Here is a 15,069-nt window from a genome sequence, read left to right on the forward strand (position 1 = left end):
TCCAAATAGAATATCCCTAATAAAATATCATTGTGTTGTAGATTCACATATTTGTAAAAAAAACATTTCTCAATGCGTTTGAGCTAATTTCACGATGGTACTCGATATTATAATGGAAAGCTTCTGTGAACTATATAGGGCTTACTGTACACTACCATCTCTACACTTATACAAGGTGCAAATAAAAAACATCATACTATTTTCCCCCAATTTTATGAAAATCCTTGCTTTGCTTTAAGAGGATTCATAAGAGGTATTTCACTCTTTTCTTCAATGGTTTCTATCCATACAGCATCCCTTCTAATAATACGCAAGAGAATGTTTTTTATTGTTTTAATATGAGGATATTGGAAATAAGGAGAATTCCACTGTATTTTGAGTTATAAATCAATACGTTATCTAATTACAAAAGACAAGTAAATACGTAAAAAGATAAGCTGAATTTTAAAACTATTATACGAAATCTCAGACTTTTTAACGGCCTTCATAATACCACATGCTGCTCAACAGTAAAAGGCAAGCAAGTAGTGCAAAAAAACCAGAAAATATCGAAAAATAAAAGGTATTGATTAAACGGGTTTCTGTTGCTTCTTTCAGAACAATTGAATGTGCTGGGGAAGAGGACGGACTTGTTTTTGATTGAATCAGCTTAAATGGAGGAAGATGAATGTTTTCTTTTCCTTCAGGGTGTAAACGTCCGATGTAGCCACCAGTGTGCTTAATAATGGGGGCTAGTTTTTCTTGTGTTGAAATCAAGTCAAACAACTCAAGATTATCGAGCATCCCTACAGAAGAAAGTATTGTTAAACCGCCATTTTTAATGTTAAAAATTCCTGTCTCATCAGTGGTCACAGTTGCAGTAAAAAGGCCTTCTTTCTCTTTGGTCAGAGTAATATTTTCTTTTTTTCCAGAGGGAAAGATTATTTCAGCGGGTTCTGGATGGTCTTTTAGAGTTTGGCGGCGAATTGTTAAATGATGATGGCTGCTAGTCGCACTTAATTTTTCTTCCTCAAGTTCTGGTTCTTTCATGAGCCAATGGGCAATACGACGATAAAGAGCAGCATAAGGACCACCGCCTTCGAAACCTCGTGCCCAAAGCCAACTTTCATCAGAAAGCAACATGCCCACACGTCCTTTATCAACATGGGAGAGAAGTAAAAGTGGTTGTTCATCCGCTCCTTTCATGAGGGCGATTCCGTTATTTATGTTTTGAATAGCAATTTGTCGCAACCATTGCCCCCATTGAGAAGCGGGAAGGTTAAGTGTTGCAAGACCCCTTGTGACAGGATGGCGCTCACCTTCTTTGGTTAATGTGGGGCGAAAAGGTTTTTCAATAATAGTTCCATTGGGCAATGCCGGTAGAATGCTTATTAAAGGTGTTTTCGCAAGTGAGTTTTTTTGGGTAAATTCAGGTCCTGTTACCATCAACAATGCACCCCCCTTTTGTACATATTGGGCGATATAATCATAATAGATTAAGGGGAGAACAGTAGAGTGCTGGTAGCCATCAAGGATGATGAGATCAAAGTTATTAATTTCTTCAACAAAGAGTTTTCTTGTGGGAAAGACCACTAAGGATAATTGGCTTGAGGGCGTATTATCTGCTTTGGTGGGGGGACGCAAAATAGTAAAGTGAACAAGATCAATATTGGAGTCACCTTTCAAAAGGTCTCGCCATGTCCGTTCTCCATTATAAGGAGCACCTGAAATAAGAAGAACGCGTAAATTTTCTCTGATTCCTTCAATAATTGTTATGGCGCGGTTGTTTTCCAAGCTTAGTTCACCTTTGTGTGGATCAGTTATAACTTGGATAATATTTTTTTCAGCATGAGGAAGGGTAATTTCAGTTTGAAAAATCACGCCAGGAGTTACAGAATAATGGCCAATGTCTTGTCCATTGACGCTTAGTGTAATATTTGCTTTCTCTGATATTGTTTTTTTGGCGGGGCCTTTATCTTCTACCAAAATGGAGAGCGTTTGTGGTTTGTTGACAAGGGCAAAGCGTGGAGGAGAAATAAACTTGATTTGGCGATCAAATTCATCTGAGTATCCTGTAATCAGGGCATTGAGAGGTGCTTCATGATGAAGGTCTGATAGGTCAGGGATGTCATGCACTTGTCCATCGGTGATAAAAATGGTTCCTGCATAACGAGAGAACGGTACATCAGATAGTGCTTGTGTTAAAGCTTCAAACAAATTCGTTGAGGGTGCATATCGATTATCAGCAAGTTTCCCAGCTTCAATAAAGCGTGGTTCAAATTGTGGATAATGCGCCAGTGTTTCGACTAATTGCCTGCGCGCTTCATCACTATCATTTGTACGTGTTCCAAATGATTGGCTTTTGCTGCGGTCAATGACAATGCCTACTGTGCTTTTCAGTGGTTCGCGCTGTTCTTTTATGATCATTGGATTGAGCAAAGCAAGGATAAGGGCGCTTAATGCCATCAGACGAAATAAAGAACCTTGCCGTAGCGTAACAAGACCAACAACGACAAAAAGAATCGATATTCCGCTTAAGAGCAGAATCCAAAAGAGTGGTAAAAAAGGCTGAAAAGTGAAAAATGATATCATTGCCTTCTTTCTCTTTTAAAGCGTTCCAAGAGTGCTGGAACATGCACTTGATCCGCTTTATAGTTTCCTGTAAGCACATAAAGGACAATATTTAAACCTGCACGAAATGCCCATAGACGTTGCATTGGATCATTGGGAACAAGGGGATATTTCCATGCCCCTTTTTCATCGAGTGCCCAAGCCCCAGCAAAGTTATTTGCGGTGATGAGAAGGGAGCTTACGTTATCGCCGTTGGCAAGAGAGTTTTTATTTTTTTTGTTTGTTGATGAGGATTCAACCCATAAAGGTGAACCACGGTAGAGACCAGGAAAATCTGGCATAATATAAAAAGAACGTGCAACAACATGATCTGTTGATGCTGGCTCAATGGATGGAATATTTAACTTTTTTAAGATATCTCGTAATCTTTGCGTTTCTGGAGTAGCGTCTCCTTCAAGATTAAGATTGCTCTTTATCTGATCGCGCGTGTCAAATAAAATTGTTCCCCCATGTTTCATAAAGTTATTTATTTTTTCAAGGCTTTTGGGGGTTGGTATAGGACTCTTAACATCAATTGGCCAGTAAATAAGAGGATAAAAAGAGAGTTCATCTTTATCGAGATCAAGTGCTGTAACAGAGCCAAGGGTAAGCATTGTGCGCTCTGCGATAAATTGACTTAACGCTTCTAGACCACTTTTACTCGTTGTATCAATTTCATGATTATTGGTTATAACATAGGCAAGATGTGTTGCGCCAGCAGCTTGTACACTATCATGATGATTTTCTTTCGTTTGTGCATGAAGAGTTGGATCATATGAAAACAAGGCAATAAGACTTATAAAGGGGACGAGAAACATATTACGCCGTTTCATGAAAGAAAAAATATCTCCCATCCATAAAATGAGAAAATTGTCAAAGGCGAATAATAAGATGGCTAATCCTAAAAGTGGACCGATAAGATTTTTTTCTTTTGTATCGTAAGATAAAGGGCTTTTATTAAGAGAAGTTGGCAATGATGATTGTTTCATCAAGTGCGACGAATGAGTTAAGAGATTGAGTGCATAAAAATTGTTTTTGGCACCATAAAGTCCTGGGGGAGTATGGTAGGAAGGATGGGGTGGATTTTGAGAGTCAAAGATCAAAGGAACAACATCAGAGGGTGGTACTTGTAATTGTCCGTCAATGGCTATAGTTCGCCAAGGGTTTTGTATCACTGTTCTTTTTTCTCTGTGTGTTAGGTTTGTGTTTTCGTTAGAACCTAATGTGATTAATTTTTGCAGCATTTGTGCAAAAAAGCCAGAAAGAGGAAGGTTAGACCATGTTGGGTCAGGAGCAACATGAATGAGAATGAGGGTTCCTTTACCACGTTTTGCTGCGGTAACAAGAGGAGTTCCATCCGAAAGGCTAAGCCACGTTTTTTCAAAAAGATCTGGGGTTGGTTCTGCGAGGATTTGGCGCGAGACAGTAACATCTCCTGGAAAGGGAAGACCAAAGAAAAAGCTATTTTTTGCAAAAGGGGCAAGCTTTTGTGGTTTTGTCCAAGACATAATACTTCCAAGGGAACGTTGACCTGGGCGCAGTGGTATCGGAAGAAGGTTATCGTAATGTTCTGCGCTACTGAGTTTTTCTCCTGCAAAGCGGATGAGTGTTCCCCCTTTATTCACAAAATCAGAAAGTTTTTTTTCTGCTTTTGGGGGTATGTTAACAATGTCACCCATAATCAAAACAGATGGATTTTGTTTAAGCAAATGATCAATATCCGTTGAAAGTTCTCTTCCACCGGCTGTTATAAGCTGTGTATGACCTTGTAAGGCTTTGATAATGTAATAAAATGGAGCAAGTAAAGGCTGTGCCATTTCATTGGTATCGGGTGAGAGAAGAGCAACACGGCTTATCCTGTTATGGCTATCTACCAAGAAGGTTGCAGCAGCATGGTTTTGATTGTTTATTTTTATCCAAGCGATATCATTGCGTAGTTCAAGTGGTACATTAAAAGGAACAAGTGCTGTTGTTTCTCCTTCAGAGAACTTGTTCGTAAATTGACCGAGAAGTTGATTATTTGAATCGTAAAGGCTGAGTATAGCGGGAGTATTACTGTGTGTTGTTGAGCGGATAATACGCGCGCCCATGTTTCCATTATTATTTTCTATGGATGTTATGCCGGTTAAATCGGAAATATCAGTCAAATACCACAAGAAGTTTCTAGGTTTTAATTCTTCAAGAAGAGCAAAAGCTTGCTCATCTTCATTTGTTTGTAATCCATCACTTAAATAAGCAATATCAAGAGGTTTTCCTTTGGTTCTTTCGCTGAGTTTTTTGAAGGCATGCACACGGTTGACAGGCCAAGGACGCGGTTGCAAATGCATTAAATGCTGTTTTATAATCTTGGCTGGTTGGGGCTCTATATTGGAGATATTATTTTCAGCCGTTGCAACAAGATAAATATTTTTTTGCTGTTTTTCTGCCTGTGCAAGGAGCATTTCAGCGATAGAGATGCGCTGTTTCCATTCTTTTACAGAAACCCAACCATTATCAATAATGAGTGCAAGGGGTTGAGATCCGGAAAAGCTTATTGGTTTTTGATTCCAAGTGGGGCGTGCTAGAGCTATGATAACAAGTGCCGCTATGGTTAAACGCAACAAGAGCAACCACCAAGGTGTATGTTTTGCTGTTTCTTGTTGATGAGTTGGTTTGGGTAAGAAGCGAAAAGGGGGAAAAAGCTCTTTACGCGGAGATGGAGGAGTTATCCGCAACAGCCACCAAATGACCGGTAGGAACAAAAGCCCTAGTAACAGAAAGGGAGCAGCAAAACTCAAAGTGCCCTCCTTTTTTGCAATGGAGAGTCGCTCATTGTATTTGCAAGATGAAAAATGGTCTCTGTTAAAGGTTGATCTGTTGTACTAACGTGATAAGACCATCCTTGGCGTGCGCAAAAATTTACCAATTCTTGTCGCCTTGCGTGATATAGTTTACAATAGCTCTTACGAAGATCTTCTGCTTTAGTGGAAACATGTTTCTCTTTCGTTTCAGGATCCAAAAATTCTGTGTGACCTGTGTAGGGAAAGCTTTCTTCTGCGGGATCAGAGATTTCAATTAAATGAGCTGTCACCTGTTTTGTAGTTAAAACGGTTAAATGTTGGATGATTTTTTCAGGATAATCGAGAAAATCACTCATTATAACGACATGTGAAAAGCGTGTAATCGTTGAAAAATCCGGAAATAAATTTTCATCGGAATGATTTTCTAAAGCAAAGGCTATTCGTTCTACGACATTGGATGTCATTGTGGGGGACATTAAGTTAGGAATAGCAATATGTTCGCCACTGCGTGCAAGAAGGGATGCCAAGGTAAGGGTAAGAATAATGGCATGATTACCTTTAGAGATTTTAGAAAAGCGCGAACAGTAATGCATTGATGCGCTCTGATCAGGACAAAGCCAAACGGTTTGTGTCATTTGCCATTCATGTTCACGGAGATATGTATTTTCATCACGCGCTGAGCGACGCCAGTCAATGCGGCTAATGGATTCTCCTTCCATATAGGGACGAAATTGCCAAAAGTTTTCCCCATTACCGCTTTTACGTTGTCTATGCCATCCGGTTATCAATGTATTAGCGATATGACGCGCTTGTAAAAGGAAATATGGCATTTTGCCAGTATCCTTATGCAGTTCATTTGCCAGCGACAATGGAGGCTTTTGTAAAACTTTTTTGCCAAGAGCCATTCAAAGAGCATCTTTCACAAGGTTATTAATAATATCTTTTACGGTTATATCTTCAGCACGGGCAGAAAAATTAAGAGCCATGCGGTGTTGTAATACAGGATAGGCCAATGCTTCAACATCATCAAGTGAAGGGGCTAAGCGTCCATAATAAAGAGCACGGGCGCGAACACAAAGTGAAAGGGCTTGTGATGCCCGTGGACCAGGTCCCCAAGAAACATAAGTATTAGCAAGGCTATTGTCTTTATGAGGGCGAGATGAGCGGACAATTTTTAAAATAGCTTCGATCACACTTTCTGAAAGAGGCATTTTGCGAACGATATTTTGAATTTTTTGCAATTTTTTGCCGGATAAAATTGGTTTTGCATTTGATTTTTTTTCTTTTGTTGTTTCTAAAATAATCCGTCGCTCTGTTGTGAGGTCAGGATAGTCAATATCGATTTGCATCAAAAAGCGATCCAGTTGTGCTTCAGGAAGTGGATAGGTCCCTTCTTGTTCGAGAGGATTTTGCGTTGCAAGAACATGAAAAGGTTGTGGCAAATCATAACGGGTACCTGCAACAGTAACATGATATTCTTGCATAGCTTGTAAAAGGGCTGACTGTGTCCGTGGGGAAGCACGATTGATTTCATCGGCCATGAGAAGTTGCGTGAAAATAGGACCTTGAATGTATCGAAAAGAACGTTTACCGTCTTTATCGGAATCCATAATTTCAGAACCAATAATATCCGATGGCATTAAGTCAGGAGTGAATTGGATGCGTTTTTCATCAAGCCCTAAGACTGTTCCCAATGTTTCAACAAGACGTGTTTTTGCAAGTCCTGGAGCCCCGACAAGAAGGGCGTGACCACCAGCAAAAATAGCGATTAAAGCATATTCGATTACCTGATTTTGCCCAAAAATAACTTTGTCAATTTCTTTTTGTAAAATATCCAACTCTTTGTGTGCCGTATCAATATCATCAATAATGACTTGAGCTTCATGATTGATATTGACCTTTTTTATAGAATTGGATGATGGATCATGTTGACTCATATTTCTTCCTTAAGGCGTTTGTCGCAAAAATGGTAATTTTCTCTGCATGATAATGGATATCTTATTGTTTGTAACAGAAAATGAGAAGAAATGAAGTATCATATGCCGTTTTTTTTCATATTCGTATAGAAGAGAAAAGTTTCTTTGGAAGAATAGACGTGCTTTATAAGGGATGTCTTAAAAAATTTGTTTTATGAAGAGAGTTTTTTAAAGCAATGAAGACAACTTTTTTGAAAGGTTAAAGGGTGAATATAAGACAGAACTTCAAACAGGTTGCGTGGTTACAACAAAGTGATATCCAAACACTTCTTCGTGTTTTGTCTGTGGAGGGGGAAGAGGCGCGTATTGTAGGGGGAGCAGTGCGCAATCAACTGCTAGGGCAGCCTATTAGTGATATTGATATTGCAACAACCTGTTTGCCGCAACAGGTTATTGCACGTGTAGAAGAAGCAGGATTTAAAGCTATTCCTACAGGGATTGCTTTTGGTACAATAACAGTAGTTGCTCATTCATGTTCTTATGAGGTTACAACGCTTCGCTGCGATATTGAAACAGATGGTCGTCATGCAAAAGTGGCATTTGGTCGTGATTGGAAAAAAGATGCTGAACGGCGAGATTTTACGATAAATGCGCTTTATTGTGATGCTGCTGGCAACCTTTATGATGATGTGGGAGGTTTGAGTGATATTGCTAGCCGAACAGTTCGTTTTATTGGGGTTGCAGAAGATCGTATTGGCGAAGATTATTTGCGTATTTTACGGTTTTTTCGCTTTTTTGCGTGGTATGGAGCAGGGCGACCTGATGTGCAAGGATTGAAGGCATGTGTTCGTTTAAAACACGGTTTAAAAAAACTTTCTTCTGAACGTATTTGGGCAGAAATGAAAAAGCTTCTTGCGGCGTTTGATCCAACGCGTGCTCTTTTATGGATGCGACAAAGCAGAATTTTGGCACTCATTTTTCCTGAAACAGAACGATGGGGTATTGATGCAATTCACGCATTGGTGAAGACAGAACAGGATCTTGGTTGGAAAGTTGATCCATTGTTACGGCTAGAAAGCCTTCTTCCTCCTGATCCCATGCGTCTTCATGAAATGGCACAGCGCTTGCGTTTTTCTCTTAAGGAAACAACGCGATTAAAAGAATGGGCAGAGTTAGAAATAATAAACCAAAACTGTTCTGATCATTTTGTGCAAAAACTGATTTATTTTCATGGACGACAGCCAGTTTTAGATCAATTATCGTTGTCTGTCGCTGCATCACATCTTGATCATCTGGAAAAAAGTGATGCTTTGCAAAAAGCAGAGGGTTATGTCAAGCTTTATCAATTTGCCCAAAAATGGCAAATTCCAACTTTTCCTATTAATGGTAACGATTTAATAAAGAAAGGTTTTACAAAAGGTGTACTTTTAGGAAAAAAGCTTAAAGAGCTAGAAATGATATGGATTGAAAGCGGATTTTTAATGGATCGTCATGCACTATTAGAAAAAATTGATTTATAATATTTCTGTTTATAAACCCATTGTTTTTTATATTTTTTAAGTCAACATATTAATTTATAATAATCATTATTCATGTGAAAGAAGAGTCCACAATATTGTAAGGTTATTTCAAACCTGTTCATATTACATCAATCAAAGTTATTGCCTTACACGTCACAAGTGAGGAAAAATGATTACAGAGAGGAAAAATGTCTCTTATGAATCATCTCAAAGATAAGGATTCTCGAAAATGAGAACGAATAAAGAGAATAGTGGTAGCGGTTTGCACCTTGTATGACCATAAAGAGGGGGATGTTCACTGGATTTTTACTATGAGGAGTATTTAATCATTCATAGGTGGTGATATGAGGTGATATGAAATGGATGTGATGGGTACTAAGAAATGTTTATTTTACAAGCACTTAATTGTTTGAAAATGATAGGCATTATACGCTCTAACTGTTCTTTATATGTTGTATTATTGTTTTTCGTGATAATTTATATTTTTATAAAATACATTTTCTTTCATAATAACCAATTTGGCGCAATGCTTCTCCTGTTGTTATAGCCACGCTCATGGCGAGATTTAGAGAGCGTGCCTGTGGTTGCATGGGAATTTTCAGTGTGTAATCGGCCGTTTCATGAACATAATCGGGAACTCCAGCTGATTCCCGACCAAAAAGTAAAACATCATTTCTTTGATAGCATATCTGCGTATAGCATGTTTTTGCTTTTGTACTTAAAAGCAACAGGCGGCGGTTAAAGTGTTTCATGGAGCTTATAAAATGTTGCCAATCAATGTGTCGTTCTAAGGACGCATATTCGAGATAATCCAATCCTGCGCGTTTGAGATTACGATCCGACAGATTAAAGCCTGCAGGTTCAATAATGTGCACATGTAGACCAAAGCAAGCGCTAAGACGTAAAATCGTTCCAGTATTACCAGCAATATCAGGTTGGAAAAGAGCTATATGAAGTGTCATGTTCTCTGTAATATGATTTTTCTTTCGACTTTGTAAAGAAATACCACAATTTATTCGAAAAATATGCTTTGAGAAATACATGTTTTTTACGGTTAATTTTTATACCCTTTAAATTTCAGGGAAAAAGTTATGTATACAGATCTGTTTGGGATAAGAGAGAAGCTCCCTATTCGGGACTTCCTTTTATTGAGCAATCCATGAAATAACTTGGCTCATTATGTTGAAAAGTGGGATATTTAATGAGGTTAGATCATCAATTTTAATTAAAATCAACAAAATATGCTTTTTATGCAAAAACAGAAGCGAAAAAAATACTCATGCAACCAGTTGGAATTGAGGGAGGGAGAGATGCTGTAAATGTGTTAAAGAAATAACCGATAAGCTCAACTTGTTTACTGAGATATGGTCATAACAAGACTATGTTTCTTTCTTTAGAAGTGTTTATTTACATGCTATCTCTGATTTTCACGGGCGGGGGAGTAATTTTGATTGATTAATATGAATAGGTTTGAAATGAAAAAACCTTACGGTGTTTAGGGATTTCATTTACTCTGTAAAACGATGAATTATCATTATAAAACAGTTTTTTGTATAAACCATACAAATGGCAGGAGTGTTTTACGGGGATGTTTTTATGGTTGAGGTAACGGAGTGATCAAGCATTGTACAATGGGAGAGGGTATGGTAAAAGAATGTTTTAGCAAAGTGTCTCTTTAAGTTAAGGCCATGGGTGAGCAAACGAGGCGGGATTTTCTGTTTTTGGTAACAGCTGTTGCAGGAGCAGTTGGAATGGGAGCGGTTGTGTGGCCTTTTATCCGTCAGTTGCGTCCAGATGAAGCTGTTTTGGCATCTTCCTCTGTTGAGGTTGATCTTTCTGGTATTGAAGAGGGGATGTCAGTAACGGTAAAGTGGCGAGGACAGCCTGTTGTTATTCGAAATCGTACGGCAAAAGAAATTGCTGATGCGCGCGCTACTGAATTGAGACTTCTAAAAGATCGTCAAGCGCGCAATCCTAATCTTGAAGGTGAAAAAGAAGCGACGGATTTTGCACGTTCAGCAGGTAAAGGACGTGAAAATTGGCTTATCGTCATTAATCTTTGTACGCATTTAGGCTGTATAACACTTGGGCAATCTGGGAAATTTGGAGGGTGGTTGTGTCCATGTCATGGGTCTGTTTATGATACAGCTGGAAGAGTGCGGTCGGGTCCAGCTAACTATAATTTGGCTATTCCTCCTTACCAATTTCTTTCTGATACTTTGCTCAAAATAGGATAAGGTTATGACAAGGTTTTCTCCTTATTGTCCTAAAAATGCACTTGCCCGTTGGTTTGATAAGCGTTTTCCTCTTCCTCGTTTTTTTTATAATGCATTTGTGATTTTTCCTGTTCCGCGTAATCTTAATTACTTTTATACATTTGGCGGTATTTTGACCATTATGCTTTTATCACAGCTTTTGACTGGTATTGTCTTGGCTATGCATTATGTTCCGGATATTCATTTGGCTTTTGAAACCAGTGAACGATTTCGGCGTGAAGGGCAGTTTGGTTGGCTTTTTCGTCCATGGCATTGTGTAGGCTCTTCGTTTTTTTTTATTGCTGTTTATATCCATTTAGCACGTGGACTTTATTATGGTTCTTATAAAAATATGCGAGAAATGGTATGGGTTACAGGTATTTTTATTTATATCATCATGATGGCAATAGCATTTTTTGGTTATGTGCTTGTTTGGGGGATGATGTCTATTTCAGCGGCTTCAGTGATTGCAGGGCTTTTAAAAACGATACCTTTGGTGGGGACATGGTTGCATGAGACACTTCTGGGTGGTTATGTCGTAGGACAACCAACGTTGAATCGTTTTTATGTTTTCCATTATGTTTTATCATTTATTTTGCTTCTTTTTGTGGGGCTGCATATTTGGGCAATTCATTGTGTTGGGCAAGGCAATCCAACGGGTCTTGCTATACAATCAGATAAGGAAACAGTTCCATTTTCGCCTTATGCGCTTATCAAAGATATTTTTGCTATTACTGTTTTTCTCATCTTCTTTGCCTGGTTTTTGTTTTATATGCCCGATTATATGGGGCAGGCTGAAAATTATAGTGTGGCAGATCCTTTAAAGGCACCTCTTCGTGTGGTTCCAGAATGGTATTTTTTGCCTTTTTATGCGATGCTTCGTGCTATAACTTTTGATATTGGTATTTTCTCTTCAAACTTTGTTGGCTTTGTTTTATTCGTCAGTTCGATTTGCATTTTAATTTTTGTGCCATGGTTAGACCGCTCTAAAATATGTTCAGCAAGATATCGACCTGTTTATAAAATTTTCTTTTGGGCGTTGGTTATTGATGTCGTTTTTCTTGGTTGGTTGGGGTCAAGAGAAATAAGTGACAAAATTCTTTTATGGACACAATTGGCTACGGTTTATTATTTTATATTTTTTTTGGTTATTTTGCCGATTTTGCCAGCGTTTGAAAAAAATTGTTCTCTTCCTTCTTCAATTATGCAAGATTTAAAACAGAAAAAAAAGAGACTATGGTAAATGTTTTTGTCGGGCTGGTTGTTATTGTTGCTATGAGTTTTTCTGCTCAGAGTTTAGCGGGTGGTGCCTCTGATCAGGAAGAAGGATTTATTTCTTTTCCTTTACAGGTTCCTAAAAAACAAGAATGGAGTTTTTCAGGTCCATTTGGGCTTTATGATAAGGCGCAATTGAGGCGCGGATTAAAGGTTTATAGACAAGTTTGTTCCAGCTGCCATGGGCTAAAATATGTGGCTTTTCGCAATTTAAAAGATCTTGGGTATGATCAAGAACAGATCAAAGCTTTGGCGGGGCAATATGAAGTGCGCGATGGTCCTAATCGAGAAGGAAAATTTTTTAAACGTGCTGGGGTTGCAACGGATTGTTTTCCTTCTCCCTTTTCACATGAAGAAGAAGCAAGATTTATTTTGAATAGTGCTTATCCTCCAGATTTGACATTGATAGCACGTGCACGTGGGGTATCTTTGCCGTTTCCTGCTTTAATTACTGATGCATTGACTCATTATGATACAGCTGGTCCAGATTATATTACAGCTCTTTTAACAGGATATCAGAAGGCACCGAAGGAGATAAAAATTGCGAATGGTTATTGGTATAATCCTTATTTTATTGCCGGTAATTCTTTAACTATGGCTCCTCCTTTGAGTGATGGTATGGTTGCTTATGAAGATGGAACCCCAGAAATCATTGAACATTATGCGCGCGATGTTTCTGCTTTTTTGATGTGGGCTGCCGATCCTCATATGGAAATTCGTAAAAAAACCGGTTTTCGTGTTATTTTATTTTTAATCATTTTTGCAGGGTTTGTTTATATTTTAAAAAATCGTATTTGGTGTGGTTTAGAAGAAGAATTAGAGAAAGAAATAAAAGACGAAATAAAGAGAAAAGGGTAAAGCGATAAGGCTCAAAAGAGTATAGAGTATAAAGAGCATAAGGAACAAATCTTTTTATGATGCATTGAGGTTTTATAAAGTAAAAGCAAAGTAAAAATGGAGATGTTAAAATGAAAAAAATTGCATGTACTACTCTTATGTCAATTTTGATGGTTTCTAGTACTTATGCTCAGTCTTTTGAAGTGCCTTCAAAACCTGAAATGATCTCTTCGACGGGTATTGTACAGGTGGGGATAGATAAGTCTGTGCGTTATGTGACACCTTTAGCAACGGATTTTGTTGCTTCCAGTCTTATAGGCGCCAATGTATATAATATAGAAGATGAAAATATTGGTGAAGTAAAAGATATTATTTTACGTGAAAATAATATTGCAGGATTTGTTATTGCTGTTGGTGGTTTTCTTGGCATAGGCGAGAGTTATGTGGTCGTTTCTCCAGAAACAATCCAGATGACAAATGATTATGGTAAATGGAAACTTATTACAAATGCGACAAAAGATTCTTTAAAGAACGCTCCAACATTTAAATACGAAGGGCGTTGGACACGCTAATTTTATATTTCTATTCTTTAATGGACCAAGCTGTTGCTATCACAATCATATGCTAGCAACAGTTTTTTTGTTCTAAAAGCTCTTGAGAATTTTTGCGACAAGATTCCAAGGAGCTATTATCAAAGTTTTCAAGATAAACTATTAAGACAGAGTGAAGATTTAAGTATTATGTTTAAATAACATGATATCGCCATCTTGCACAATGTATTCCTTTCCTTCATCGCGGGCTTTTCCTGCTTCCTTTGCACCGCTTTCTCCACCCAGAGCAATATAGTCATTATAGCTGATGGTTTGGGCACGAATGAAACCGCGCTCAAAATCTGAATGAATAACACCAGCTGCTTGGGGAGCTTTTGTACCACGCGTAATTGTCCATGCTCGTGTTTCCTTAGGCCCACAGGTGAAGTAAGTAATGAGATCAAGTAAATGGTAACCAGCGCGAATGAGGCGATTGAGACTCGGTTCAAAGAGTTCTAGCGCATTGAGATATTCTGATGCTTCAGCATCACTCAGTTGTGTAATTTCCGCTTCGATAGAAGCAGAAATGATAATGCTTTGCGCATTTTGCTCTGTTGCCATTTTTTCAACTGTTTGGGTAAAGCTATTTCCACGAGCGGCGTCATTTTCGCTTACATTACAAACATAAAGTACAGGCTTGGAGGTTAAAAGATTCAAACTCTTAAGAATGTGGTGTTCATCGGAAGAAATATCTTTGAGTAATAACCGGACAGGGTTTCCCTGTTGCAGTATGTTTAATGCTTTTTCCATAATAGGTAAAATTGTGAGAGCTTCTTTGTCTTTTCCGGTTGCTCGTTTACGGATTTGTATGATTCGTCTCTCAAGACTTTCAAGATCCGCAAGCATGAGTTCGGTTTCAACCGTTGTCGCATCACAAACAGGATCAATACGTCCCTCTACATGGGTAATATCTTCATTTTGAAAACAGCGTAAAACGTGGACAATAGCATCGACTTCGCGAATATTGGCTAAAAACTTGTTTCCTAAACCTTCGCCTTTTGAAGCTCCTCGCACAAGCCCCGCAATATCGACGAAGTTAATGCGTGTAGGAATCATTTCTTTTGAACCAGCGATTGATGCAATTTTTTCCATTCGTAAATCTGGAACAGCAACTTCTCCGGTATTGGGTTCAATGGTACAAAAAGGATAATTGGCAGCCTGTGCAGTGGCTGTTTTTGTTAATGCATTAAAAAGAGTTGATTTCCCGACATTAGGTAATCCGACAATACCGCATTTAAAGCCCATGAGAGTCTTTCTTTTCTATTAATTTTATGGTCAAGATAAAGCTTCCTTTTTATAGCATATTT

At 38.3% G+C, this 15,069-nt stretch carries 11 protein-coding genes; 5 read left to right on the plus strand and 6 right to left on the minus strand.

Translation table 11 applies throughout. The annotated features are described in order from the left end of the window. Positions 1–474: 474 nt before the first annotated feature. The 4 genes from ACFINY_RS00360 to ACFINY_RS00375 are packed head-to-tail and all read right to left on the minus strand — an operon-like array spanning position 475 to position 7,306. Positions 475–2,571: a glutamine amidotransferase gene (locus ACFINY_RS00360; protein ID WP_375675053.1), complete on the minus strand. Its 2,097-nt coding sequence runs from the start codon at positions 2,569–2,571 to the stop codon at positions 475–477. After that, positions 2,568–5,366: a DUF4159 domain-containing protein gene (locus ACFINY_RS00365; RefSeq protein WP_375638068.1), complete on the minus strand. Its 2,799-nt coding sequence runs from the start codon at positions 5,364–5,366 to the stop codon at positions 2,568–2,570. Before ACFINY_RS00365 ends, ACFINY_RS00360 begins: the two co-directional genes overlap by 4 nt. Continuing rightward, positions 5,363–6,274, minus strand: coding sequence for a DUF58 domain-containing protein (locus ACFINY_RS00370; RefSeq protein ID WP_375611170.1), 912 nt, complete (start codon positions 6,272–6,274; stop codon positions 5,363–5,365). Before ACFINY_RS00370 ends, ACFINY_RS00365 begins: the two co-directional genes overlap by 4 nt. Next, positions 6,275–7,306: an AAA family ATPase gene (locus ACFINY_RS00375; RefSeq protein ID WP_375611171.1), complete on the minus strand. Its 1,032-nt coding sequence runs from the start codon at positions 7,304–7,306 to the stop codon at positions 6,275–6,277. A 245-nt stretch (positions 7,307–7,551) separates the two neighbouring features. Here ACFINY_RS00375 and ACFINY_RS00380 point away from each other — a divergent pair, with 245 nt between their 5' ends. Then, entirely contained in the window at positions 7,552–8,805 is a 1,254-nt protein-coding gene (locus tag ACFINY_RS00380; RefSeq protein WP_375612987.1) for a CCA tRNA nucleotidyltransferase, read from the plus strand. Positions 8,806–9,290: 485 nt separating this feature from the next. On the opposite strand, the gene ACFINY_RS00385 is transcribed toward ACFINY_RS00380, so the two are convergent. Beyond that, positions 9,291–9,767 carry a tRNA (cytidine(34)-2'-O)-methyltransferase gene (locus ACFINY_RS00385; protein WP_375606355.1) on the minus strand — a complete coding sequence of 159 codons (477 nt, stop codon included), beginning with the start codon at positions 9,765–9,767 and terminating at the stop codon, positions 9,291–9,293. 726 nt (positions 9,768–10,493) lie between these two features. Between ACFINY_RS00385 and petA the strand changes: the two genes are divergently transcribed. The 4 genes from petA to ACFINY_RS00405 all read left to right on the plus strand — a co-directional run bounded on the left by petA (position 10,494) and on the right by ACFINY_RS00405 (position 13,744). Next, entirely contained in the window at positions 10,494–11,042 is a 549-nt protein-coding gene (petA, locus tag ACFINY_RS00390) for a ubiquinol-cytochrome c reductase iron-sulfur subunit (protein ID WP_375611173.1), read from the plus strand. Positions 11,043–11,046: 4 nt separating this feature from the next. Further along, a complete protein-coding gene (locus ACFINY_RS00395) occupies positions 11,047–12,303 on the plus strand; it encodes a cytochrome bc complex cytochrome b subunit (protein WP_375611174.1) in 1,257 nt (418 codons plus the stop codon). Then, positions 12,297–13,193 carry a cytochrome c1 gene (locus tag ACFINY_RS00400; RefSeq protein ID WP_375611175.1) on the plus strand — a complete coding sequence of 299 codons (897 nt, stop codon included), beginning with the start codon at positions 12,297–12,299 and terminating at the stop codon, positions 13,191–13,193. The genes ACFINY_RS00395 and ACFINY_RS00400 overlap by 7 nt, the downstream gene beginning before the upstream one ends. 110 nt (positions 13,194–13,303) lie before the next feature. Then, positions 13,304–13,744, plus strand: coding sequence for a PRC-barrel domain-containing protein (locus ACFINY_RS00405; RefSeq protein ID WP_375611176.1), 441 nt, complete (start codon positions 13,304–13,306; stop codon positions 13,742–13,744). Positions 13,745–13,903: 159 nt separating this feature from the next. Here the strand turns inward: ACFINY_RS00405 and ychF are convergent, their stop codons facing one another. Beyond that, entirely contained in the window at positions 13,904–15,007 is a 1,104-nt protein-coding gene (gene ychF, locus ACFINY_RS00410) for a redox-regulated ATPase YchF (protein WP_375611177.1), read from the minus strand. Between the last annotated feature and the right edge of the window lie 62 nt (positions 15,008–15,069).

This window comes from Bartonella sp. AA23NXGY (assembly GCF_042197165.1).
Taxonomy (GTDB): Bacteria; Pseudomonadota; Alphaproteobacteria; order Rhizobiales; family Rhizobiaceae; genus Bartonella.

Coding starts and splice junctions, on each gene's coding strand:
- ACFINY_RS00360 (WP_375675053.1), bottom strand. CDS start 2,571: ATGATATCATTTTTCACTTTTCAGCCTTTTTTACCACTCTTTTGGATT.
- ACFINY_RS00370 (WP_375611170.1), bottom strand. CDS start 6,274: ATGGCTCTTGGCAAAAAAGTTTTACAAAAGCCTCCATTGTCGCTGGCA.
- ACFINY_RS00375 (WP_375611171.1), bottom strand. CDS start 7,306: ATGAGTCAACATGATCCATCATCCAATTCTATAAAAAAGGTCAATATC.
- ACFINY_RS00385 (WP_375606355.1), bottom strand. CDS start 9,767: ATGACACTTCATATAGCTCTTTTCCAACCTGATATTGCTGGTAATACT.
- petA (WP_375611173.1), top strand. CDS start 10,494: ATGGGTGAGCAAACGAGGCGGGATTTTCTGTTTTTGGTAACAGCTGTT.
- ACFINY_RS00395 (WP_375611174.1), top strand. CDS start 11,047: ATGACAAGGTTTTCTCCTTATTGTCCTAAAAATGCACTTGCCCGTTGG.
- ACFINY_RS00400 (WP_375611175.1), top strand. CDS start 12,297: ATGGTAAATGTTTTTGTCGGGCTGGTTGTTATTGTTGCTATGAGTTTT.
- ACFINY_RS00405 (WP_375611176.1), top strand. CDS start 13,304: ATGAAAAAAATTGCATGTACTACTCTTATGTCAATTTTGATGGTTTCT.
- ychF (WP_375611177.1), bottom strand. CDS start 15,007: ATGGGCTTTAAATGCGGTATTGTCGGATTACCTAATGTCGGGAAATCA.